The sequence below is a fragment of the Minwuia sp. genome (assembly GCF_048007105.1).
GTDB lineage: Bacteria > Pseudomonadota > Alphaproteobacteria > Minwuiales > Minwuiaceae > Minwuia.
This window is the reverse complement of the sequence record NZ_CP180352.1, coordinates 1,755,833-1,776,418: the sequence shown is the minus strand read 5'-3', so window position 1 is coordinate 1,776,418 and position 20,586 is coordinate 1,755,833. Positions and strand designations below refer to the sequence as shown.

The 20,586-nt window shown below is 65.8% G+C and carries 27 protein-coding genes and 1 other RNA gene; 14 read left to right on the top strand and 14 right to left on the bottom strand.

Features of this window, described 5'->3' with window-relative positions; translation table 11 throughout:
* Positions 1–66 precede the first annotated feature (66 nt).
* From ACMVY4_RS08600 to ACMVY4_RS08585, 4 genes are read right to left on the bottom strand one after another with little or no spacing between them, the layout of a single operon-like run.
* Entirely contained in the window at positions 67–741 is a 675-nt protein-coding gene (locus ACMVY4_RS08600) for a MotE family protein (RefSeq protein ID WP_416899748.1), read from the bottom strand.
* A 1-nt stretch (position 742) separates the two neighbouring features.
* Positions 743–1,192 carry a DUF6468 domain-containing protein gene (locus tag ACMVY4_RS08595; RefSeq protein ID WP_416899747.1) on the bottom strand — a complete coding sequence of 150 codons (450 nt, stop codon included), beginning with the start codon at positions 1,190–1,192 and terminating at the stop codon, positions 743–745.
* Positions 1,192–2,304, bottom strand: a complete 1,113-nt coding sequence (gene fliM / locus ACMVY4_RS08590) for a flagellar motor switch protein FliM (protein WP_416899746.1) — start codon at positions 2,302–2,304, stop codon at positions 1,192–1,194. The genes ACMVY4_RS08595 and fliM overlap by 1 nt, the downstream gene beginning before the upstream one ends.
* A gap of 29 nt (positions 2,305–2,333) precedes the next feature.
* Positions 2,334–2,969 (bottom strand): flagellar basal body-associated FliL family protein, encoded by a 636-nt coding sequence (locus tag ACMVY4_RS08585; RefSeq protein ID WP_416899745.1) that lies wholly within the window; start codon positions 2,967–2,969, stop codon positions 2,334–2,336.
* Between the two features lie 230 nt (positions 2,970–3,199).
* On the opposite strand from ACMVY4_RS08585, the gene flgF reads away from it, so the two are divergent.
* The 4 genes from flgF to flgH are packed head-to-tail and all read left to right on the top strand — an operon-like array spanning position 3,200 to position 6,482.
* Positions 3,200–3,925, top strand: coding sequence for a flagellar basal-body rod protein FlgF (gene flgF / locus ACMVY4_RS08580; RefSeq protein ID WP_416899744.1), 726 nt, complete (start codon positions 3,200–3,202; stop codon positions 3,923–3,925).
* A 15-nt stretch (positions 3,926–3,940) separates the two neighbouring features.
* On the top strand, positions 3,941–4,726 hold the full coding sequence (gene flgG / locus ACMVY4_RS08575; protein ID WP_416899743.1) for a flagellar basal-body rod protein FlgG: 786 nt from the start codon (positions 3,941–3,943) through the stop codon (positions 4,724–4,726).
* A gap of 5 nt (positions 4,727–4,731) precedes the next feature.
* Entirely contained in the window at positions 4,732–5,697 is a 966-nt protein-coding gene (flgA, locus tag ACMVY4_RS08570; protein WP_416899742.1) for a flagellar basal body P-ring formation chaperone FlgA, read from the top strand.
* A gap of 38 nt (positions 5,698–5,735) precedes the next feature.
* Complete coding sequence (gene flgH, locus ACMVY4_RS08565) at positions 5,736–6,482, top strand: flagellar basal body L-ring protein FlgH (protein ID WP_416899741.1); 747 nt, start codon at positions 5,736–5,738, stop codon at positions 6,480–6,482.
* A 95-nt stretch (positions 6,483–6,577) separates the two neighbouring features.
* Here flgH and dksA read toward each other — a convergent pair whose 3' ends face one another.
* Both dksA and ACMVY4_RS08555 read right to left on the bottom strand, forming a co-directional pair.
* Positions 6,578–6,994: an RNA polymerase-binding protein DksA gene (gene dksA / locus ACMVY4_RS08560; protein ID WP_416899740.1), complete on the bottom strand. Its 417-nt coding sequence runs from the start codon at positions 6,992–6,994 to the stop codon at positions 6,578–6,580.
* 116 nt (positions 6,995–7,110) lie between these two features.
* Positions 7,111–7,611 (bottom strand): flagellar assembly protein FliX, encoded by a 501-nt coding sequence (locus ACMVY4_RS08555; protein ID WP_416899739.1) that lies wholly within the window; start codon positions 7,609–7,611, stop codon positions 7,111–7,113.
* A gap of 98 nt (positions 7,612–7,709) precedes the next feature.
* Between ACMVY4_RS08555 and ACMVY4_RS08550 the strand changes: the two genes are divergently transcribed.
* The 3 genes from ACMVY4_RS08550 to ACMVY4_RS08540 are packed head-to-tail and all read left to right on the top strand — an operon-like array spanning position 7,710 to position 9,576.
* The gene (locus ACMVY4_RS08550; RefSeq protein ID WP_416899738.1) at positions 7,710–8,825 is read left to right on the top strand and encodes a flagellar basal body P-ring protein FlgI; all 1,116 of its coding nucleotides are present in this window, start codon (positions 7,710–7,712) and stop codon (positions 8,823–8,825) included.
* Entirely contained in the window at positions 8,825–9,139 is a 315-nt protein-coding gene (locus tag ACMVY4_RS08545) for a rod-binding protein (RefSeq protein ID WP_416899737.1), read from the top strand. The genes ACMVY4_RS08550 and ACMVY4_RS08545 overlap by 1 nt, the downstream gene beginning before the upstream one ends.
* Positions 9,136–9,576 carry a hypothetical protein gene (locus ACMVY4_RS08540; RefSeq protein WP_416899736.1) on the top strand — a complete coding sequence of 147 codons (441 nt, stop codon included), beginning with the start codon at positions 9,136–9,138 and terminating at the stop codon, positions 9,574–9,576. The genes ACMVY4_RS08545 and ACMVY4_RS08540 overlap by 4 nt, the downstream gene beginning before the upstream one ends.
* A gap of 15 nt (positions 9,577–9,591) precedes the next feature.
* On the opposite strand, the gene hspQ is transcribed toward ACMVY4_RS08540, so the two are convergent.
* The 4 genes from hspQ to ACMVY4_RS08520 form a co-directional block, all read right to left on the bottom strand.
* Positions 9,592–9,915 (bottom strand): heat shock protein HspQ, encoded by a 324-nt coding sequence (gene hspQ, locus ACMVY4_RS08535; RefSeq protein ID WP_416900281.1) that lies wholly within the window; start codon positions 9,913–9,915, stop codon positions 9,592–9,594.
* Positions 9,916–10,249: 334 nt separating this feature from the next.
* Positions 10,250–10,675: a hypothetical protein gene (locus ACMVY4_RS08530; protein ID WP_416899735.1), complete on the bottom strand. Its 426-nt coding sequence runs from the start codon at positions 10,673–10,675 to the stop codon at positions 10,250–10,252.
* Positions 10,672–11,346: a hypothetical protein gene (locus tag ACMVY4_RS08525; RefSeq protein ID WP_416899734.1), complete on the bottom strand. Its 675-nt coding sequence runs from the start codon at positions 11,344–11,346 to the stop codon at positions 10,672–10,674. The genes ACMVY4_RS08530 and ACMVY4_RS08525 overlap by 4 nt, the downstream gene beginning before the upstream one ends.
* An 85-nt stretch (positions 11,347–11,431) precedes the next feature.
* On the bottom strand, positions 11,432–11,857 hold the full coding sequence (locus ACMVY4_RS08520) for an NUDIX hydrolase (protein WP_416899733.1): 426 nt from the start codon (positions 11,855–11,857) through the stop codon (positions 11,432–11,434).
* Positions 11,858–11,964: 107 nt separating this feature from the next.
* Between ACMVY4_RS08520 and ACMVY4_RS08515 the strand changes: the two genes are divergently transcribed.
* Positions 11,965–13,191 (top strand): cytochrome P450, encoded by a 1,227-nt coding sequence (locus ACMVY4_RS08515; protein ID WP_416899732.1) that lies wholly within the window; start codon positions 11,965–11,967, stop codon positions 13,189–13,191.
* On the opposite strand, the gene arsB is transcribed toward ACMVY4_RS08515, so the two are convergent.
* Complete coding sequence (gene arsB / locus ACMVY4_RS08510) at positions 13,182–14,240, bottom strand: ACR3 family arsenite efflux transporter (RefSeq protein ID WP_416899731.1); 1,059 nt, start codon at positions 14,238–14,240, stop codon at positions 13,182–13,184. The two genes, ACMVY4_RS08515 and arsB, sit on opposite strands and share 10 nt — an antisense overlap.
* On the bottom strand, positions 14,237–15,079 hold the full coding sequence (locus ACMVY4_RS08505) for a metalloregulator ArsR/SmtB family transcription factor (protein ID WP_416899730.1): 843 nt from the start codon (positions 15,077–15,079) through the stop codon (positions 14,237–14,239). Before ACMVY4_RS08505 ends, arsB begins: the two co-directional genes overlap by 4 nt.
* Before the next feature lie 120 nt (positions 15,080–15,199).
* On the opposite strand from ACMVY4_RS08505, the gene ACMVY4_RS08500 reads away from it, so the two are divergent.
* The 3 genes from ACMVY4_RS08500 to ACMVY4_RS08490 all read left to right on the top strand — a co-directional run bounded on the left by ACMVY4_RS08500 (position 15,200) and on the right by ACMVY4_RS08490 (position 17,651).
* A complete protein-coding gene (locus ACMVY4_RS08500; protein WP_416899729.1) occupies positions 15,200–16,117 on the top strand; it encodes an AEC family transporter in 918 nt (305 codons plus the stop codon).
* An 84-nt stretch (positions 16,118–16,201) separates the two neighbouring features.
* Entirely contained in the window at positions 16,202–16,954 is a 753-nt protein-coding gene (locus ACMVY4_RS08495) for a TerB family tellurite resistance protein (protein WP_416899728.1), read from the top strand.
* The gene (locus ACMVY4_RS08490; RefSeq protein ID WP_416899727.1) at positions 16,920–17,651 is read left to right on the top strand and encodes an N-acetylmuramoyl-L-alanine amidase; all 732 of its coding nucleotides are present in this window, start codon (positions 16,920–16,922) and stop codon (positions 17,649–17,651) included. The genes ACMVY4_RS08495 and ACMVY4_RS08490 overlap by 35 nt, the downstream gene beginning before the upstream one ends.
* Positions 17,652–17,654: 3 nt before the next feature.
* Here the strand turns inward: ACMVY4_RS08490 and ACMVY4_RS08485 are convergent, their stop codons facing one another.
* Positions 17,655–17,846 carry an RSP_7527 family protein gene (locus tag ACMVY4_RS08485; RefSeq protein ID WP_416899726.1) on the bottom strand — a complete coding sequence of 64 codons (192 nt, stop codon included), beginning with the start codon at positions 17,844–17,846 and terminating at the stop codon, positions 17,655–17,657.
* Positions 17,847–18,016: 170 nt separating this feature from the next.
* Between ACMVY4_RS08485 and ACMVY4_RS08480 the strand changes: the two genes are divergently transcribed.
* From ACMVY4_RS08480 to ACMVY4_RS08470, 3 genes are all read left to right on the top strand, one after another.
* Positions 18,017–18,934 (top strand): transcriptional regulator GcvA, encoded by a 918-nt coding sequence (locus tag ACMVY4_RS08480; RefSeq protein WP_416899725.1) that lies wholly within the window; start codon positions 18,017–18,019, stop codon positions 18,932–18,934.
* Positions 18,935–18,969: 35 nt separating this feature from the next.
* Positions 18,970–19,350: RNase P RNA component class A (gene rnpB / locus ACMVY4_RS08475), an RNA gene on the top strand.
* A 46-nt stretch (positions 19,351–19,396) separates the two neighbouring features.
* Positions 19,397–20,305 (top strand): EamA family transporter, encoded by a 909-nt coding sequence (locus ACMVY4_RS08470; protein WP_416899724.1) that lies wholly within the window; start codon positions 19,397–19,399, stop codon positions 20,303–20,305.
* A gap of 71 nt (positions 20,306–20,376) precedes the next feature.
* On the opposite strand, the gene ACMVY4_RS08465 is transcribed toward ACMVY4_RS08470, so the two are convergent.
* Positions 20,377–20,559 (bottom strand): hypothetical protein, encoded by a 183-nt coding sequence (locus ACMVY4_RS08465; RefSeq protein ID WP_416899723.1) that lies wholly within the window; start codon positions 20,557–20,559, stop codon positions 20,377–20,379.
* Positions 20,560–20,586 lie beyond the last annotated feature (27 nt).

Genomic DNA, 20,586 nt, shown 5'->3' with positions numbered 1-20,586 from the left:
GGCCGTTCCAGATTGCACCGAAGATGGTTAAGGTCGCGTAAACCGGCGAGCCGCCGGCCCGCCGTCTCAGCGCTTGATGCGGCTTTCGATATCGTTGCGCGTGGCCAGCTCGATGGTCAGTTCCTGGGCCCTTTGCGCGCTCATGTTGGCCATGACATCGGCCACCTTGGCTTCCTTCATGCGAGCCGCGACGTCGATCAGGATGTCCATCTCGATCTGTTCGAAGATGCGCGCCGCGTCCTTGGCCTTCATCTTCTCGTAGACGGTGACCAGGCGCGCCATGCGCTCTTCCTCGGCCTCGTCGTGCTTCTTCACCAGGTTCTCGATCCGGCTCTCCAGCGACTTCAGGTCGGCGATCTTCTCGTCCAGACGCTGTTCGGTCGCTGCCAGCAGGCTCTCGCGCACATCCAGTTCGGCGGCGCGCTTCTCGATCTCCTCGCGGCGGCTGGCCAGATTCTCCAGCAGCGCAATCTCGGCCGGCGAGAAGGTGGTCGGATCGCGGCCGGCCAGCGTGCCCGGTTCGGGACCCGCTTCGGCTTCGGCGGCCTTCTCGCCGGCGTCGTCCTTCTCCTCCGCCATCGCCTCGTCCGGCTTCTCGGCCTTCTCCTCGGCGAAGGCCATGGGCAGGGTCACGACCGTGGTCGCGTCATTACCGTCGAAAAGGCTGGAGACGCGCACGCCCAGCACCATCACCAGAACGATCAACGTCACCGGCAGCAGCCGGACCTGAAGCAGTCTCACGTCAACGCACCTTTCTGAGCGCCTGAAGCAGCTCGTTTTCGGCTTCGGATCGCGGCGCGGCCGTGGGCGGCGCCGGACGCTCCTCGCGCATTGCGCCGGTGCCGGCGGCAGCCGCCGCGGCGGGACGCGATTTCTCGACGCCCTTCTCGATCCGGTCGGCCAGGCGGCCGGCGCTCGAGGTCACCACCGACATCTCCTCGAGCATATCCCGGCCGTGCTGGATCTGCGTCTGCAGGTCCTTCGCCATGGCTTCGGCGGTGCTCTTGAGTTCGTCGACGCTGCCGCGCGCGGCCTCGGTCGCCAGGTGGAAGGAACGGACCATCTCGGCCATGTCGCCCTTGGCGTTGCGCAGCCTGGACAGACGGCGGTTGAGGACGAAGCAATAGACCAGGGTGGCGAAGAGCAACCCGGTCAGGACGAGGTCCAGTATCAGATCGAGCGGCAGGTCCATCACCCGTTCCCCAGCTTCCTGTACATCTTGTCGATCCGGACGGCGATGCTCTGGCCGCGGCGGCCCATCCGTCCGGCGCCCATCGGAATACCGCCGCAATCGAGGCGGATCGTGCTGTCCGGCGAGGCGTTCAGCATCATCGTCTGACCGACTTTCAGCTTCATGAACTTCGACAGCGGCATGGTCTGTTCGTCCAGCACAGCGATCATGTCGATGTCTGTCTGCCAGAGTTCGGTGGCCAGATGGTTTTCCCAGATCGAGTCGCGGCCGAACTTCTCGCCCATGAACATCTGCAGCAGCAGTTCGCGGATGGGCTCCAGCGTCGCGTAGGGCAGCATCACGTCCAGCCGGCCGCCCCGGTCTTCCATGTCGATCCGGAGCTTGATCAGGATCGCGGCGTTGGCGGGGCGGGCGATGGTGGCGAAGCGCGGATTGGTCTCGACGCGGTCGAAGTTGAAGGTGACCGGCGACAGCGGCTCGAACGCCGCGGCCATGTCGGCCAGCACGACGGCGACCATGCGCTCGACCAGATTGCGTTCGATGGTGGTGTAGGGCCGCCCCTCGATACGCATCGCCGCGGTGCCCCGGCGGCCACCCAGCAGCACGTCGACGATCGAGTAGATCAGCGAGGAGTCGACGGTGATCAGGCCGAAATTGTCCCATTCGACCGCCCGGAAGACCGAAAGGATCGCCGGCAGCGGGATGGAGTTCAGATAGTCGCCGAAACGGATCGAGGTGATGTTGTCCAGCGTCACCTCGACATTGTCCGAGGTGAAGTTGCGCAGCGATGTCGTCATCATCCGTACCAGCCGGTCGAAGACGACTTCCAGCATCGGCAGGCGCTCGTAGTTGACCAGCGCCGAGTTGATGATCGCCTTGATGCCGGAGCGGTCGGTATCCTCCTCCTCGCTGGCGTCGAAGCCAAGGAGGTTGTCGATCTCCTCCTGGTTGAGGATGCGGTTGGTCTGGCCGCCGCTGCTCTCGCCTGTCAGCTGATCCCAGGCGTCGGCGGCGGACGCCTCGCCGTCGCCGTCGGCCTTCTTGGCCTTGGCATCCGCCTCGGCGGATTCCCACTCCTCGGCCAGCTTTTCCTGATCGACGCTATCGCTCATGAGTTACGCTCCGCCATGAAAACCGGCAGTTACTGGACCAGCATTTCCTTGAACAGCACGTCGCGGACACGCGACGGCTGAACGGACTGGTTGACCCGGATCATCAGTTCTTCCTTCAGCCGGTACATGCCGGCCGAGCCACGAAGGTCCTCCCGCCGCAGTTCGCGCAGGTAGACCTGGAAGTGATCGATGATCCGCGGCATGACCTTGCGCACCTTGCCCACAAGGCGACGGTCGCCGAACTCCAGCGCCACGCGGATCTTCAGGAAACGCGGCTGGCTGCCCGAGGAGTTCAGGTTGACGATCATGTCCGGCAGCTCGAAGAAGATGAGATCGGAACCGGCATAGTTCACCGTGCCGATCGACGGGTCTCCGTCGTCGCCATGGCCGCCACCGTGATCGCCGCCGCCATGGCCGCCCTCGTCGGCGGTCTCGCTGCCGTGACCGGAATCGTCCTCGGCCTTCGCATGTTCCTCCTGCGCGGGCGCGGCCGCCTGGGCCTCCCCGTCGCCGCCGGAAAGCATCATGACCGCGGCGCCGCCACCGCCCAGCAGAAGCAGCAGCGGCAGGCCGATGAAGAGCACCAGCACCTTGCCGCTGAGCTTCTTCTTCTTCGGTTCCGCGCCATCGGCGCCATCTTCTGTCGTCGCGTCTTCGTCAGCCATTTCCACTGCCTTCGGGCACAAGAGATTGCATATGGGCGCAGCATCGTGGGTTTCGGTTAACAAAGGGTTCTTGGCCCGGTTTCACCCGGCAGAAAATGCCGCCCGGAACGGGTTCTGACCGGCACCGAAAGCCGGGTTCAATTTTTTATCCAATAAAATCAATGGGTTGAATTTGGCACGGCGTCTGCTTCCCGGTCTTCCGTGTAACGCTCGACGAATTCGAGGATGAAATGGGTATCGAGAACGCGATCCTGATTGGCCTCTCCCGCCAGATGGCCCTGCGCAACCAGATGGACCTGGTCGCGAACAACATCGCCAACATGAACACGACCGCCTTCAAGTCCGAGGAACTGCTTTTCCGGGAATTCCTGGTGCAGACCCCGGAAGGCGATCAGATGTCCTACGTGGAAAGCTACGGCAGCCTGCGCAATCTCGATGAAGGGCCGCTGCGGCCGACCGAGAACCCGCTGGACGTGGCGATCTCCGGCGCCGGCTACTTCGTGGTCGAGACCGAGGAAGGCCCGCAGTACACGCGCAACGGCCATTTCCGCCTTAACGATGAAGGCCAGCTGGTGACCATGGACGGCGATCCGATCCAGGACGCCGACGGCCGCGTCATCGAGATCGCCGATCCGGGCGCCGAAGTGACGATCTCGAAGGACGGCACGATCACCGCCGGCAACAACGAACAGTTCCGCCTGGCCGTGGTCAGCTTCAAGGACGAGCAGGCGCTCGAGGCGGTCGAGAGCGGCCGCTACAAGACCGACGAGGCGCCGGAGCCTGTCGAGAACCCGCAGATCCTTCAGGGCATGCTGGAAGGCTCGAACGTCAAGCCGATCGAACAGATGGTGCGGATGATCGACGTCCAGCGCGCCTACGAATCCATGCAGAAGATGATGGACACCGACCACGAATTGCAGGCCGACGCGATCGATCGCCTCGGCGCCGTGGCCTAACCCGGAGTACCGAACATGCGCAGCCTTTCCATCGCCGCCACCGGCATGCTGGCCCAGCAGCTGAACGTCGAGGTCATCTCGAACAACATCGCCAACCTGAACACCACGGGTTTCAAGCGTCAGCGCGCCGCCTTCCAGGACCTTCTCTACCAGAACGTCCGCCGCATCGGCGCCAACTCGTCCGACGCCGGCACCATCAACACCTCCGGCGTCCAGATCGGCGTCGGCGTGAAGGCCGGCTCGGTCTACCGCATCGTCGAACAGGGCGATCTGGCGATTACCGAGAACCCGCTGGACCTGGCCATCAACGGCCGCGGCTACTTCCGGGTGACGCTGCCGACCGGCGAGGACGCCTACACCCGCGCCGGCACCTTCTCGATCGCGCCCGACGGCCAGATCGTGACCCAGGAAGGCTTCATCGTCGCGCCGGGCATCCTGGTGCCGAACAACACCCAGGACCTGTCGATCAACGCCAACGGCGAAGTGCTGGCCAAGATCGCCGGTCAGACCGACCTGCAGAACCTGGGTCAGCTGGAACTGGCGACGTTCTTCAACGACGCCGGCCTGGAAGCCATCGGCGACAACCTGTTCCTGGAAACCCCCGCCTCGGGCGCGTCGACCATCGGCATCCCCGGACAGGCCGGCTTCGGCACCGTGCAGCAGGGCTTTCTGGAAACCTCCAACGTGAACCCGGTGCAGGAAATCACGCACCTGATCACGGCCCAGCGCGCCTACGAGATGAACTCCAAGGTCATCACCGCCTCCGACGAGATGATGTCCGCAATCAATACCCTGAGGTAAGCATCATGACCCGACTGATCGCCCTCCTCGCCGCCCTGATCATCCTGCCCGCCGCCGCCAACGCGTCGCGGGAGATCGAGGACGCCACCCTGCGCTACGACATAACCGTCAACAGCTCCAGCATCCTGCTGTCCGACCTTCTGGAAGGCAGCCCGCGGGCCGCGAACATCACCGTCACCCGCGCGCCGGAGCCCGGCCGTTCGCTGGCGCTGAACCCCGTCGCGATCGCCAAGCTGGCCGCGATGCACCGCATCCGCTGGTCGATGCCCCCGGGCCTGCAGCGGATCATGGTCAGCCGCGCCAGCCAGATCGTCGATGCCAGCCTGCTGCAGTCGGAGATCGAGATCGCCCTGGCCAACGCCGTGCCCGACGAGGATCTGGAGATCCAGTTCCAGGGCGGACGCCTCGAAATCCACGTGCCGGCCGATGTCGAACCGACCGTCCGGGTCGAGAGCCTGGACTACAACCCGACCAGCAGCCGCTTCACCGCCATCGTTTCCAGCCCCGCCGGCGATCCCGCCGCCGAGCGCCACCGCATCACCGGCCGCGCCTGGCGGATGACCGAGATCCCGGTTCTGGCCGAGCGCGTCGGCGCGGGCAACGAGATCGAGCCCCATCACATCGCCTGGCAGCGCGTCCGCGCCGACCAGGTGCGCCGCCAGACCGTGCTGGACTACGCCGAACTGATCGGCATGGCGCCGAAGCGCAACATCGCCCCCGGCCGCCCGATCCGCCAGAACGATCTGCGCCGCCCGGTCATGGTCGCCAAGGGCGACGTGGTCACCATGATTTTCCGCTCCGGTCCGCTCACCCTGACCGCCGCCGGCCGCGCCATCGAGGATGGCGGCCGCAACGCGGTGATCCGGGTGATCAACGACCGCAGCCGCCTGACGATCGAGGGCCGCATTGTGGCCCCCGGCCGGATCGTGGTCGGCGAAACCTTCCACCAGATCTCGCAGCTCTCGAACTGAGCGCGTCTCCCGAACTCCCTGCAAAAGGCAAATCCGTCATGAAACTCTTCCATCGCATCGCCGCCCCCGTCCTCCTGGCCGCCACCCTGTCCGCCTGCGGCGCCGTCGACCGCGTCGCCAATATCGGCAAGGCGCCGGACCTGGCTCCGATCGAGGATCCCCGCAAGGAAGACGGCTTCCGCACCGTGAGCCTGCCGATGCCGAGGCCCGAGCCGGTCATGCACCAGGCCAACTCGCTGTGGCGCCCCGGCGCGCGCGCCTTCTTCAAGGATCAGCGCGCAGCGCAGATCGGCGACATCCTGACGGTGGTTGTCGCGATCCAGGACGACGCCACGCTGAACAACTCCACGACCCGTAACCGCACCGCCTCGGAAGACGCCGACGTGACACAGCTGTTCGGTCTGCAGGGCAACTTCGCCAACTTCCTCCCCGACGCGGTGGATCCGGCCAGCCTGGTCAGCGTCGGCAACACCTCCAACCACAACGGCGTCGGCACGGTCGACCGGCAGGAAACGATCAACCTGCAGGTCGCCGCCCTGGTCGTCGACGTGCTGCCGAACGGCAATCTGGTGATCGCCGGGCGTCAGGAGGTCCGGGTCAACTTCGAGGTCCGCGACCTGCGCATCTCCGGCGTCGTCCGCCCGCAGGACATCACCAACACCAACACCGTCCAGCACAGCCAGATCGCCGAAGCCCGCATCGCCTACGGCGGCCGCGGCCAGCTGACCGACGTGCAGCAGCCGCGCTACGGCCAGCAGCTGATCGATGTGCTGATGCCCTTCTGATCCGAAGGCACACCACGGAAACGGCGAAGGGCCGGCTCGCAAGAGCCGGCCCTTCTCGATTCCATCAAGGCGGCGCCGGGTTCAGGCGCGGCGGATCACTCGTCGCGGTAGGATTTCTCGCGGCGCTCGTGGCGTTCCTGCGCTTCCAGCGAAAGCGTGGCGATCGGCCGAGCCTCGAGGCGCTTCAGACTGATCGGATCGCCGGTGTCCTCGCAGTAGCCGTAGGTGTCCTCCTCGATACGCTTCAGCGCCGAGTCGATCTTGGAAATCAGCTTGCGCTGACGGTCACGGGTGCGGAGTTCGAGGGTGCGGTCGGATTCGGTCGACGCGCGGTCGGCGAGATCGGCCAGAGGCTCGGTCTCGGACTGCATGACGCGAATGGTTTCCTGCGAATCCTTGAGGATATCGTCGCGCCAGCGGAGCAGCTTCTTGCGGAAGTACTCCTTCTGCACCGGGTTCATGAAAGGCTCTTCATCGCTCGGCCGGTAGCCATCACTGAGCTGGATTCCCATATCATCCCCTGAATGGACGCCCTGTCATTGGCGCGGGTTAATAGAGGCGCAAGTCGTTGACGACAAGTCCTTTTTTTAGGCAGATTGATGAAACAGGTTTCAGTTAACAGACTGAGCTAACTGTGGTATTTGGCCAGTTCGACCTCGACGCGGAGGTCGATGGCATCCAGCGTTTCCTGCAGCGCCGGATTGTCGGCGCGCTCGGTGCGCTGCTCCAGCGCCCGCCGCAGGTTCTGCAACTTGTCGATCGCGATCCGGCCGCTCAGCAGGCTCAGGCGAATCTCGTCCAGGCGGTCCAGAAGATCGTCGGCGCGCCGGATGGTGCGGCGGCGCTTCTCGGACGGCGTATCCTCTTCCTGGGCGAGCAGCACGGCGCTGGCGGCTGACGGTCCGGACATGCCGGTGAGCCGCGCCGGCGAGGCCGCCGGGCCGGAGCTCTCCAGCGCGAAGGAACTCTCCGGCTGGCCATTGCGCCGTTCGGCCCGCCGCGCGGGTCCCGTCGAACTGATTCTGCCGGTTTCGATCTTCATGCGGCCACAATGAAGCGGCGTCGTTAACAAAGCATTTAGACAGGGAAAAATCTGCCCACCACCGGCAGGAATGATCCGTACTTCCATCAGGCGCATCCCCGCAACTCATTGAAATTGCTGAACCTAGCGTTGGTACGGAACTGGCATTCAACCGTGCAGACACAATGTCCGTCCGAGGCCAGAACATGACCCGCACCCTGCTTGCCGTTCTTTCCGTCCTGCTGCTGACGCTGCACTCGACCGCCGTTTCGGCGTCGCAGGTCCGGCTGAAGGACATCATCGAGTTCGAGGGCATCCGCTCCAACCCGCTGGTCGGCTACGGCCTGGTGGTGGGTCTGCAAGGCACCGGCGACACGCTGAACAACTCGCCCTTCACCCAGCAGAGCCTGGAAGCGATGCTGGAACGCCTGGGCGTGAACACCCGCGATCAGAACATCAACACCGAGAACGTCGCCGCCGTGATGGTCACCGCCGACCTGCCGGCCTTCGCGCGGCAGGGATCGCAGATCGACGTGGTGGTGAACTCGCTCGGCGACGCCGAGAGCCTGCTGGGCGGCACGCTTCTGGTCACCCCGCTGATGGGCGCCGACGGCGAGGTCTATTCCGTCGCCCAGGGCCCGATCATCGTCGGCGGCTTCAGCGCCACCGGCAACGCCCAGACCGTCACCAAGAACATCCCGACCGTCGGCCGCATCTCCAACGGCGCCACGGTCGAGCGCGAGACCGGTTTCGAACTCGCCGACATGCGTCAGATGCGCCTCAGCCTACGCAATCCGGACCTGACCACCGCAATCCGTGTGGAGCAGGCGATCAACGAGAGCTTCGGCCAGCGCATCTCCAAGGCCATCGACCCGACCACCGTCATCCTGGCCATTCCGCCGTCGCACCAGACCGAGATGGTCAGCCTTCTGGCCCAGATCGAGCAGGTCACTGTCCAGACCGACCAGATCGCCCGCATTGTCATCGACGAGAAGGCCGGCGTGATCGTGATGGGCCGCGACGTCCGCGTCGACGAGATCGCCATCGCCCAGGGCAACCTGACCGTGACGGTGACCGAGTCCCAGCAGGTCAGCCAGCCCAACGCCTTCGCCGCCCAGGGCAATACCGAGGTCGTGGACCGCTCCGAGATCCAGATCGACGAGGGCGAGGACCGCAAGCTGACCGTGCTCAACGAGGGCGTCAGCCTGCAGGAGCTGGTCGACGGCCTGAACGCGCTGGGCGTCGGCCCGCGCGACATGATCTCGATCCTTCAGACCATCAAGGCGGCGGGCGCGCTGCAGGCCGAAATAGAGGTGATGTGATGAGCGACTTCATCGATCGCGCCAACTACCCGCGCAACGTCGTTCCCGCCACCCCGGCCGATCCGGTCAACGCGGCCCAGCGCCGGGCGCGGGAAACGGCGGAGGACTTCGAGAGCGTCTTCATTTCCCAGATGCTGCAGCACATGAACATGGGCATCGATCCGGAAGGTCCGTTCGGTGGCGGCAAGGGCGAAGAAGCCTACAAGTCCCTGGTCGCCGAGAAGTACGGCGAGGCGATCACCGAGATGGGCGGCATCGGCATTGCCGACGCCATCTACAAGGAGATCCTGCGGCTTCAGGAGGTCGGAAGTTGAGCCAGCCAGCGAACGCCAGGGACATCGCGGATACCGGCAACCGCCTGATCGCGCTGATCGGTGAAGAGAACCAGTTGCTGGCCGAACGTCAGGCCCAGCGCCTCAGCGAGACCGAGGCCCACAAGCAGGACCTCATCGACAGCTGGCAGGCCGGCGTGCGTCTGCTGCAGTCCGGCCGCCTGTCGCTGACCGGCGCCGACCGGAAGATGCTGATGGACACGGGGCAGCGGCTCGAGACCGCGATGATCGACCACGCCCGCCGCGTCGCCCGGATGAAGTCGATCAACGAAGGCCTGATCCAGGTCGTCGCCAGCCGCGCCGAGCAGAGCACCGGCCCGGCCGACATCTACGGCGCCAGCGGCAATGCCCGCGCCGCCAGCCTGGCGCGCAACGCCTATCGCCGCCCAACGGCGCTTTCGGTCAACCGGATGGTCTGAGGCAGCCGCGGCGCGTCAGTTGGCGCGTCCGCTGTTCGGGACGTAACGCCCGTTGCGAATCGTCTCGAAGAACTCGTCCACCTGCGGATGTCCGACCGGTTCGCCGGACTCGTCCCACAGCAGGTTCTGTTCCGACACATAGGCGATGTAGGTCGTCTCCGCGTTCTCGGCCAGCAGATGGTAGTAGGGCTGGTCCTTGCGCGGCCGCATGTGGGCCGGGATGGACAGCCACCATTCCTCGGTGTTGTTGAACTCCGGGTCGACATCGAAGATCACGCCGCGGAAGGGAAAGATGCGGTGCTTGACGATGTCGCCGATGCTGAATTTCGCCAACGCCATCTGCGTCACGAGGATCACCTCCTGCTCTGGCCGGGGGGCCGGTGATGGACCCCCCAGTAAATGATCACCGGCGGAAGCACGTCAATGGCTCCACACGATATCGCGATATGACGGAAGCGGCCTGAACCCAACATGAAGACGCCGCCGGGGAGGGGGACCGGCGGCGTCGGGTACTCGGACGAAGTGGGTAGGGAGTGCGTCTTTCCTGGAAACCTCGTCTGGTTTCAGATTTGGTGGCAAAACTGCATCTATCAAGTGATATCAGTCACAAGCTGACGGTCAGCCACGATTTGTCGAACATGCGGCAGCGGGGCTGCAATGCGGCCCCAGCCCGTCACGACGCCGGACGCAGTTCCCCGGGCAACACAGGCATGTAGCGGGGTCCGAACGTCTCGATCAGCCGGGCCGCGTCATAGGTCTTGCGGGCCGGATCGCCGGCCTCGTCGGACGACAGCGGGTCGATCACCGCCTCGATGTCGAAATAGCGGATGGCGAGACCGCCGGGCTCGGTCAGGCCTTCCGCCTTCACCGACCGGAACTGGAAGAACGCCGCGCCAGAGCGCCGGGCCACGGCCGCCGAGGACAGCATCAGGATGTCCTGCGCCTCGGCCTGGCTGAAACGGTCCGTGCTGATCGACACCCGAACACCGTCATCGACCGGTTCGGGGCCGCTACGCAGTTGTACCGAAGGCAGGGCGGCGAATCCGCAGCCCGCCAGCACAAGGCTTGTTGCCAGCGCCACCAGCGCCAGAGGCCTCATGACTCGATCCCGTCGCGAAGGATGGCCACCGACGTGTCGAGATAGATCATCGGCAGGTCGATTCCGGTCTCCTCCCGGACGACTTCCGCGGCGCGCGCGTCCTCCCGCCGGATGCCGGCAATGCCGGGCGGGCGGCCGTCGAAGTCCACGACGAAATTGCCCGAATAATAGATGCCGCCCGGCGCCAGCAGCAGCTTCGGGACGGCCTCGGACTGCAATGCCTTCGTCACGGTGCTGCGAAAGACCAGATGCCCTGGCGGATAGAACAGGTCGGATACCGCCTCGTCCGCATCGATCAGGCCGCTGTTCGCCACGGATATCGACTGCAGCATGTAGACGCCCGCCGGGACCTGATAGGCCGCGTAATGGGTCTGCCCTTCGCCGGCCGGACAGTCGTCCCGGTCCAGCGCCAGGGGATTGCAGTAGGCCCGCTCGACAATGAAGGGCGGCCGGCGCGGATCGATATCCAGCGTGCGCATGTCGATCGGCGTGAACACAAGCCGGATGGTCGGGACATCGGAAAAGATCGAGTTCACACCCGACGGGTGCGCGGTCTCCACGCCGATCACGACGATGGCGGTGGCGCCATCTTCCCCGGCGGCCTGCTGCGCAACCACCCCCCGCCCCGCCAGCAGCAGGGCCGCGAAGATGAGTGCCAGAACGATGCGCATCGGCAGGCGCCTTCAGAGCGAAACGACGGATAACGATGCTAGTCCTGCGTGCATGCCGCGGCAATCGGGGCGGCTGTTTCCGCGATCACGATCCATCGCGTTTTTGCCGAGCCAGTTCGATCACGCGCCGGGTCTCGGGCCAGAGCGTCAGCGCCTCGATCTCGGCGGCGTCCATCCAGACGGCATCCGCCGCATCGTCGCCGGCCACCGGGTCGCCGCTGACCCATTGGCCCCAGAAATCGATGAGCGTGTAGTGATATTCCGGGCCGTCGTCGCCTGCCGGCCCCAGACCGTCGATCACGTCGAGCAGACCGCCGATCCGGCAGATGATGCCGGTCTCCTCCAACACTTCCCGCGCGGCGCCGGCAGCTGCGGTCTCGCCCCATTCCTGGCGGCCGCCGGGAATGGACCACTGGCCCATGCGCGGCGGCTTCCCGCGCTTGATCATCAGCACCCTGTCGTCACGGAATATGACCGCGCCGAGCCCGACCCCCGGCCTGCGTCTGGACATGAGCTTCTCCCTCGCGGACCGGACAATGCCACCCCGCCAGGCTCTCGCCAACTGCGGCGGCCTGCGCTAAACCGACAGGACCGCACTTCTGGGGAGGAGAGCCGGCCATGGCCGTACAGTTCGATCCGAACGCGCCCGATACCATCGTCGATCCCTATCCGGGTCTGGCGCAGCTGCGCCACGAGGAACCGATGCACTGGAACCCGGTCAGCCGGGCCTGGTACCTGACGCGCTACGAGGATGTCCGTCAGGGTTTCCGCGACAAGCGCCTGTCGGCGGATCGCATCCGCCCCTTCGTCGAAGCGCAGAAGAACGGTCCGGACGGCGAGGAAATCGCCTTCCTGGGCGAGCACATCAGCCACTGGGCCGTGTTCAACGATCCACCCCGGCACGGCCATCTGCGCGGACTGATGAACAAGGCCTTCACCACCCGACGTGTCGAAAGCCTGCGGGGAGGCGTTGCCGAAATCGTCGAGGGCCTGATCGCGGACTGGAAGGACGGAGAGGAGATCGATTTCCATCAGCAGTTCGCCTACCCGCTGCCGGCCACGGTCATCGCGCTGCTGCTCGGCGTGCCGCAGGAGGACGTGGACAACCTCAAGCGCTGGTCCGATGCGCTGGCCCAGTTCGTCCTGACCTCCAAGACCAACCCCGACAAGTACAGGATCGCGTCGGACGCGCTGAAGGAGATGAACGCCTATTTCGCGGACTTCCTGGAGCAGCGCCGCCGCGAACCCGGCGAACTGGTGACCGACGGCCTGATCAGCGCATCCGACGAGGGCGACCGGCTGACGCCCGAGGAGCTGACCTCGAGCTGTATCCTGCTTCTGTTCGCCGGCCACGAGACGACAACCCAGTTGATGGCCAACGGCCTGCTGGCGCTGATCCGTCATCCCGACCAGATGGCCGATTTCCGGGCCAATCTGGACGACCCGAAATACGTCGCCAATGCGGTCGAGGAACTGCTGCGCTTCGACGGGCCGTCGCTGACCAGCCCGCGGCTGGTGGCGGAGGATTTCGAGATGCACGGCCAGACCGCGAAGGCCGGTCAGCGCCTGTGGCTATGGAACTGCGCCGCCAACCGCGACCCGGACGTCTTCGAGGATCCGGAACGGCTGAACCTGCGGCGGGAGAATGCCGACCGCCACGTCACCTTCGGCTTCGGCATCCATTTCTGCATCGGCGCGCCGCTCGCCCGGCTGGAGGCGCAGGTCGCCTTCCCGATCCTGCTGAAGCGCTTCAGCGATTTCGAACTGCTGCGCGAGACCCAGGTCTGGTCGGATTCCTATGTCAGCCGGGGGATGACCACGCTGCCGCTTCGCGTTCACCGCTGAGCCGAGGCGGGCGTCGTCTCCTCGGCGCTGCGGTTGTCGAAGGCCCCGCGGGTCCGGTTCGCGAAAGCGACGAGCGACAGCATCACCGGCACTTCGACCAGCACGCCGACCACGGTCGCCAGCGCCGCACCCGAATTGAGACCATAGATGCTGATCGCCACCGCAACCGCGAGTTCGAAGAAGTTCGACGTGCCGATCATGGCGCAGGGCGCGGCGATACGGAACGGCACGCGCATGGCCCATGCGGCGCCATAGGCAACGGCGAAGATACCGTAGGACTGGATCAGCAGCGGTACCGCGATGAGCGCGATAACCAGCGGCTGCGTCAGGATGATCTGTCCCTGAAACCCGAACAGCAGCACGACAGTGGCAAGCAGGCCGACGATGGACCAGGGCTTCAGCCGCGCCATGAAGCCGTCCAGGCCGGCGGCGCCGCTGCTGGCCAGCAGCGCCCGCCGCGTCAAGACGCCCGCCAGCAACGGAACCACGACATAGAGCACGACCGAGAGAACCAGGGTCTCCCAGGGGACCGGAATGCTGGTCACGCCCAGCAGCAGCGCCACGATCGGCGCGTAGGCGAAGACCATGATGACGTCGTTCACGCTCACCTGCACCAGCGTGTAGTTGGCATCGCCCCGCGTCAGTTGGGACCAGACGAAGACCATCGCGGTGCACGGCGCTGCGCCAAGCAGGATCAGCCCGGCAATATAGGCTTCCGCATCCGCGGGCGGGATCAGATCGGCGAAGACGTGGTTGAAGAAGATGACGCCCAGCGCCGCCATGGTGAAGGGCTTCACCAGCCAGTTGACGACCAGGGTCAGCAGCAGACCGCGGGGTTGTTCTGTGACGCGTCCGAGGCTGGCGAAATCCACCGCGATCATCATCGGGTAGACCATGGCCCAGATCAGCACGGCGACCACGAGGTTGACCCGGGCGTATTCGACCGCTGCGAGTTGTTCGAAGAGACCGGGAGCGATTTCGCCGAGCGCGATGCCGGCGACGATGCAGAGAGCGACCCAGACGGTCAGGTAACGTTCGAAGATGGTCACGCGGCACCCCGGCTCGCTCTGCCGCCGATCTCGTCCAGCCGCTGCTGCAGCCGCAGCCGGTCAAGCGAGGCGAGCGGCAGGTTGACGAAGATCGAGATGCGGTTGTTCATCATGCGGTAGGTATCGGCGAAGGCCTGCCGCTTCACGGCTTCGGATCCCTCGACCGCAGCCGGGTCCGGAATGCCCCAGTGCGCGGTCATCGGCTGGCCGGGCCAGACCGGACAGACCTCGTTGGCGGCGTTGTCGCAGACCGTGAAGACGAAATTCATCTCCGGCGCACCGGGCGCGGCGAACTCGTCCCAGTCCTTCGAGCGGAACTGCGAGACGTCGTGGTTCAGGTTCTTCAACAGTTCCATGGCGTAGGGGTGGACCTCGCCCTTCGGCTGGCTGCCCGCAGAGAAGGACCTGAACCTGCCCTGCCCCTCCCGCGCCAGAATGGCTTCGGCAATGATGCTCCGCGCCGAGTTGCCGGTGCACAGAAAAAGGACGTTGTAGGTCTGATCGGCCATCGTTTCGCTCCGCTCCAGATCCGATTTCCTCATCAGCGGCGCGCCGCACAGTTCCGGGCGGCCGCCGCAGCAGTCGTCTGCCAGGAAACCCAGCAGATCACGGACGGATGACGGTTCCACGACGTAGTGCACGTGCCGGCCGCTCTGGACGCCGCTCAGCAGGCCCGCATTCGCCAGCTGTCCGAGATGAAATGAGAGCCCCGAAGGCGCCATCCCCATCCTCTCGCACAGTTGCCCGGCCGTTAGACCGTCCGGCGCTGCCTGCAGCAGCGTCCGGAAGATCGTCAGGCGGTGCCTGTTGCCCAGCGCCCTGAACGCCTCCGTCGCCAATCCGAAATCCATATTTCAATATTACTTGAAATGATCCGGCATACAATGGCGGATTGACCGGCAGGGACCCGGCGACGATGTTGCGGCCATGCCGAAACCGCCCGAGCAGCACCGCGCCCGATGAACCAGTGGATCGCCACAGGCGAGGCCGTGCTGCCGATCTTCGGCCTGATCGCTCTGGGCGCCGTGCTGCGCCGGCTGCCGCTGCTGGACGAGAAGGGCTGGGCCGGCCTGGACCGGATCGTCTACTGGGTGTTCTTCCCTGCGCTGCTGTTCGCCTCGGTGGCGCGCGCCGACCTGCAGGGCGTGGCCGTCGGCTGGATGGCCGCAGCCATGATCGGCACGGTCGTCGCGATGACCGCGCTTCTCTACGTGGTCAGCCGCTTCCTCGGGGCCGGCAAGCCCGCGCGGGCCTCGCTGGTGATGGGCGGCATCCGCTTCAACACCTTCCTCGGCGTCGCCATCGCCGAGCAGACCTACGGCGCCACGGGCGTCACGCTGGCGGCGATCTGCATCGCCATCATGGTGCCGACGGTGAACGTGATCAGCGTCTGGACGCTGCAGCAGGGAACGCCGGGCGGCGGTATCCTGCGGACGGTCGGTTCGCTGTTCCAGAACCCGCTGATCCTGGCCTGCCTGTTCGGCGCCGTGGTCAACCTGGCCCGGGTCGAGCCGGAGCCGGTGCTGATGACCGCCGTGGACCTGCTGGGGCAGGCGTCGCTGCCGCTGGGCCTGATCGCGGTCGGCGCCGGGCTGACCTTCGACACGCTCCGCACGCACGGCCGGCTGCTGGCCACCGGCATCGTCGCCAAGATGCTGATTCAGCCGGCGCTGGGCTTCGGATTCCTGCTCGCCGCGGGCCTGTCGGCCCCCACCCTCGTCATTGCACTGATGTGGCTCGCCCTGCCCGCTGCGCCGTCTTCCTATGTCATGGCGCGCACGCTGGGAGGGGACGCGCCGCTGATGGCGGCGCTGCTGACCGCGCAGGTGATCGTCGCCGTGGTCACCCTGCCGCTGTTGCTGGGTTTCCTTTCATGACCGCGGAACCCTGACGGGCTAATTCTGTTGTGAAATGAGAATATTGGCTATGTTGCGGATGCGAGCGGACAGGCACGGCAACGAATGAGCATCTGGGGCAAATTGATCGGCGGCGGCATCGGCTTCGCCTTCGGCGGACCGATCGGCGCATTGATCGGCGGCATCGCCGGACACGCCGTCGACCGCGTCCGGGAGAGCGACGAGGAACACGCCTCCCGCGTCGAGGATGGCCGCCCCGCCGGCACCAAGCAGATCGCCTTCACCATCGGCGTCATCGTGCTCGGCGCGAAGATGGCCAAGGCGGACGGCGTCGTCACCTCGGACGAGATCGAGGCCTTCCGGGAGGTCTTCCAGGTCCCCGAGGACGAGTTGAAGAACGTCGCCCGCGTCTTCAACCAGGCCAAGCAGGACGCGACCGGCTTCGAGCCCTACGCCCGTCAGATCGCCGACATGTTCCGACAGGACCCCGAGGTGCTGGAGGACCTGATGGCCGGGCTGATGCATATCGCCCGCGCCGACAACGTGATCCACCCCGACGAGGTCGCCTTCCTGAAATCGGTGGCCGGCATCTTCGGTCTCAGCGACGCCGACTACCGGCGCCTCCACGCGACCTATCTTGGCCCGGACGAAGAGGATCCCTACACGGTGCTCGGCATCGATTCCTCGGCCACCGACGCCCAGGTGAAGTCGGCCTATCGCGAACTGATCAAGAAGAACCATCCCGACCGCGCCATGGCCCAGGGCATGCCGGAGGAGTTCATCGCCGTGGCCAACGAGAAGCTGGCCAAGATCAATGCCGCCTATGACCAGATCAGCCGGATCCGGGGGCTTGGCTGATCCCGTCCTGATCGAGCGGCCATCGCCCAACTTCGACAGCCGCCGTGGCCGCGCCGTCGACATGATCCTGATTCACTATACGGGGATGCAGTCGGCCGCCGAGTCTCTGGACCGGCTCTGCGATCCGGCGGCGAAGGTGTCCGCGCATTACCTGATCGAGGAAGACGGGGCAGTTCACCGGATGGTCGGCGAGAACGACCGCGCCTGGCATGCCGGGGTCGGCCGCTGGGCCGGCGAGACCGACATCAACGCCATCTCCATCGGCATCGAATTGCAGAATCCCGGTCACGAGTTCGGATACCGCCCGTTTCCGCCGCCCCAGATCGCTGCGCTGACCCGGCTACTGGACGGCATCCGAACGCGCCACGATGTGCCGAACAGGCGGATACTCGGCCATTCGGACGTGGCCCCGGAACGCAAGGAAGACCCGGGCGAACTTTTCCCCTGGGCCGCCCTTGCCGCAGCCGGCCATGGCACATGGGCGGAGACCGGCGGGGCGCCGGCTTCGGAGGACGAGGCGATGGCCGCGCTGACGCGTATCGGCTACGGCCTGCAAAGCACGACGGCGCCGGATCTCTCCGGCGCCGTCATCCTTGCCTTTCAGCGTCACTACCTGCCGGGAGGGCTTTCCGGCCGGCTGGATCTGGCGACTGCCTCTCGCATCTGCGAAATCGCGGCCGCCATGTTCGATGAGTAGAGATCAGGCAAACAGCCCGGAGATCGCGCGGCGGACGGACCGGAGGCCGGCCAGCGTCGTCTGCGCACGCTCCGCCTTGCCGCGGCGGATGTAGTAGTCGACATTCGCCATCGCGACGTCGAGCTGAACCTGATCTTCGATGACCGTGCGGTTCAGGTCATTGATCTTGTTGATATCGTAGGAGCGATATTCCATTTCACTTCTCCATCAAGCTACGGAAGCGGTCTGTCCTCGGGCCGTGTCCGTCATGTCCTTGGATGCGAATATGGGATAGGTCAGCGATATTGACAAAAGATCATTTCTCACCAGATTGATGAACAGAACTCATTGATCATGCAATTGTTGCAACCGCGAAAAGGCCGCCGATGCCACGCCGTCTTCCGCCGCTGAACGCGCTCAGAGCCTTCGAAGCGGCCGCCCGCCATCTCAGCTTCGCCCGCGCCGCCGACGAACTGAACCTCACCCCGTCGGCGATCAGCCATCAGATCAAGGGGCTGGAGGACCAGGTCGGCGTGTCGCTGTTCGACCGGCGCGGGCGCAAGGTCGTGCTGACCGATGCCGGCGCGCGGTATTACCCCGCCCTGCGCCAGGCCTTCGACCGCATGAACGAGGCGACCGAGGAGCTGAAACAGTCGGATTCCCTCGGCGCGCTGACGATCAACGTGCTGCCCACCTTCGCCATACGCTGGCTGCTGCCGCGGATCAGCGACTTCCAGCAGCGCCATCCGGAAATCGAGGTCCGGATGACCACGAATGTCGAGGTCATCGACTTCCGCCAGTCGGCCGCCGACGCCGCCGTCCGTTTCGGCACCGGCAGCTGGCCGGGGCTGACGGCGCACCTGCTGATGACCGAGGAGATCGTGCCGGTCTGCAGCCCGAAGCTGCTGGAGACCGGCCCGGGGCTGAAGACGCCCGCCGATCTGAAACACTATCAGTTGCTGCACGACATCAACCGCCCGGACAACTGGCGGCAGTGGCTCACCGCCGTCGGCGAGACCAGCGTCGATCCCGACCGTGGTCACAAGCTGGAGAGCACCAACCTGGCCGTCCAGGGCGCGCTGCAGGGCCTGGGTGTGGTCCCGGCCAATCCGGGCCTGGTCCGGGGCGAACTGGAAGCGGGCACGCTGATCGAGCCCTTCGCATATCACCTGCCAGTCGAGAGCGGCTACTACCTGGTCTATCCGCAGGGCAGGGAGTCGCGCCCGCGCCTGAAGGCCTTTCAGGACTGGCTGGTCGAGATCACCCAGGGGCTGAAGACCGAGGAGGGTCCGTCGAAGATTTGACGGCGGCCCCGGCCCGGCGTAATCAGCGGTTCGCGTCAGGCGGCCGGATGGCCGCTGCCGGTCCGCCGGCAGAGGAAAGTCCGGGCTCCACGGAAACACGGTGCCGGGTAACGCCCGGCGGGGGCGACCCCAGGGAAAGTGCCACAGAGAGCAGACCGCCGGTCCTTCGGGGCCGGCAAGGGTGAAAGGGTGCGGTAAGAGCGCACCGCGCGGCTGGCGACAGCGGCGGCATGGTAAACCCCACCGGGAGCAAGATCGAATAGGGATGGCGCGCCCCTTCGCGGGGCCGGAGCGTTTCCGCTTCGCCGTCCGGGTTGATTGCACGAGGCGCCGGGCAACCGGCGTCCCAGATGAATGGCCATCCAGCCCCGGTCAGACGGGGTGGACAGAACCCGGCTTACAGGCCGCCTGACGCGCCCGCATGCGCACCGGCCGCCGGCTCGGGAGGAGAGAGGACGGCGGATGATCGCGCTCTGGATTCCGGTCACGATTGCGGCCGCGTTCCTGCAGAATTTGCGTTCGGCGCTTCAGAAGGCGATCAAGGGCCGTCTGTCGACCGCCGGCGCGGCCTATTCGCGCTTCCTCTATGCCCTGCCGCTGGCGGCGCTCTATCTCTGGGGCCTGGTGAGCTTCGGCGGCGAGAAGCTGCCGCCGGCCAACGGGTTGTTCCTGCTCTACTGCGCCCTCGGCGGCCTGTCGCAGATCCTGTTCACGGTCGTGCTGCTCTGGCTCTTTTCCTTCCGCAGCTTCGCCGTCGGGACCACATTCTCGAAGCTCGAAGTCGTGCTGGTTGCGGCCCTGGGCGCAATCCTGCTGGGCGACACGGTCGGCCCGTGGGCCCTGCTTGCCATCGCCATCGGCGCACTGGGCACCATGATCCTGTCGTTCACCGAGACGCGGATGACGCCGATGGGGCTGCTGCGGGGTCTGGGCGACCGCGCCACGGCCGTCGGCATTCTGTGCGCCGCCCTGCTCGGTGCATCGTCGGTCTTCTACCGCGGCGCGATCCTGGCCCTGGAAAGCCCCCACTTCGTTCTCGCCGCCTCCTTCGCGCTGGCCGTGGCGCTGGCCATGCAGACGGCGATGATGGGAGCGTGGTTCCTGCTGTTCGACCGCGCCGAACTCGGGCGTGTCCTCAAGGAATGGCGACGGGCCGCGCCTGTCGGCCTGTCGGGGATGCTCTGTTCGGTCTGCTGGTTCACCGCCTTCGCGGTCCAGAACGCCGCGTATGTCCGCGCCCTTGGACAGATCGAGCTTGTCTTCACCTTCTTCGCCAGCGTGGTGGTCTTCAAGGAGAAGGTGAAGGCGACCGAGTTGCTGGGGACCGGCATGATCGTGGCCGCGATCCTGCTGATCGTGCTCGCCGCCTGACGCGTGCCCCGGAACGGAAACGGCCCCCGGATCGCTCCGGAGGCCGCTTCAAACTCGAATGTGTCCAGTCGTCAGGGCTGGGGCTGCTGACCGCAGGCGGGCCGGGTCGGCGGGCACTGCGACGGGAACGCTGCCTTCGCGGTGTCGAGGCGCGTCACGGTCGGCGCGGCATAGATGGCCGCCGCGCCAAGACCCAGACGCGTCAGCGCAGCGCGGCGCGTCATGCTGGTCTTCTTCTCGGCTTGCTCGGTCATCGGGACCTCCACTTTCCTCATATTTAT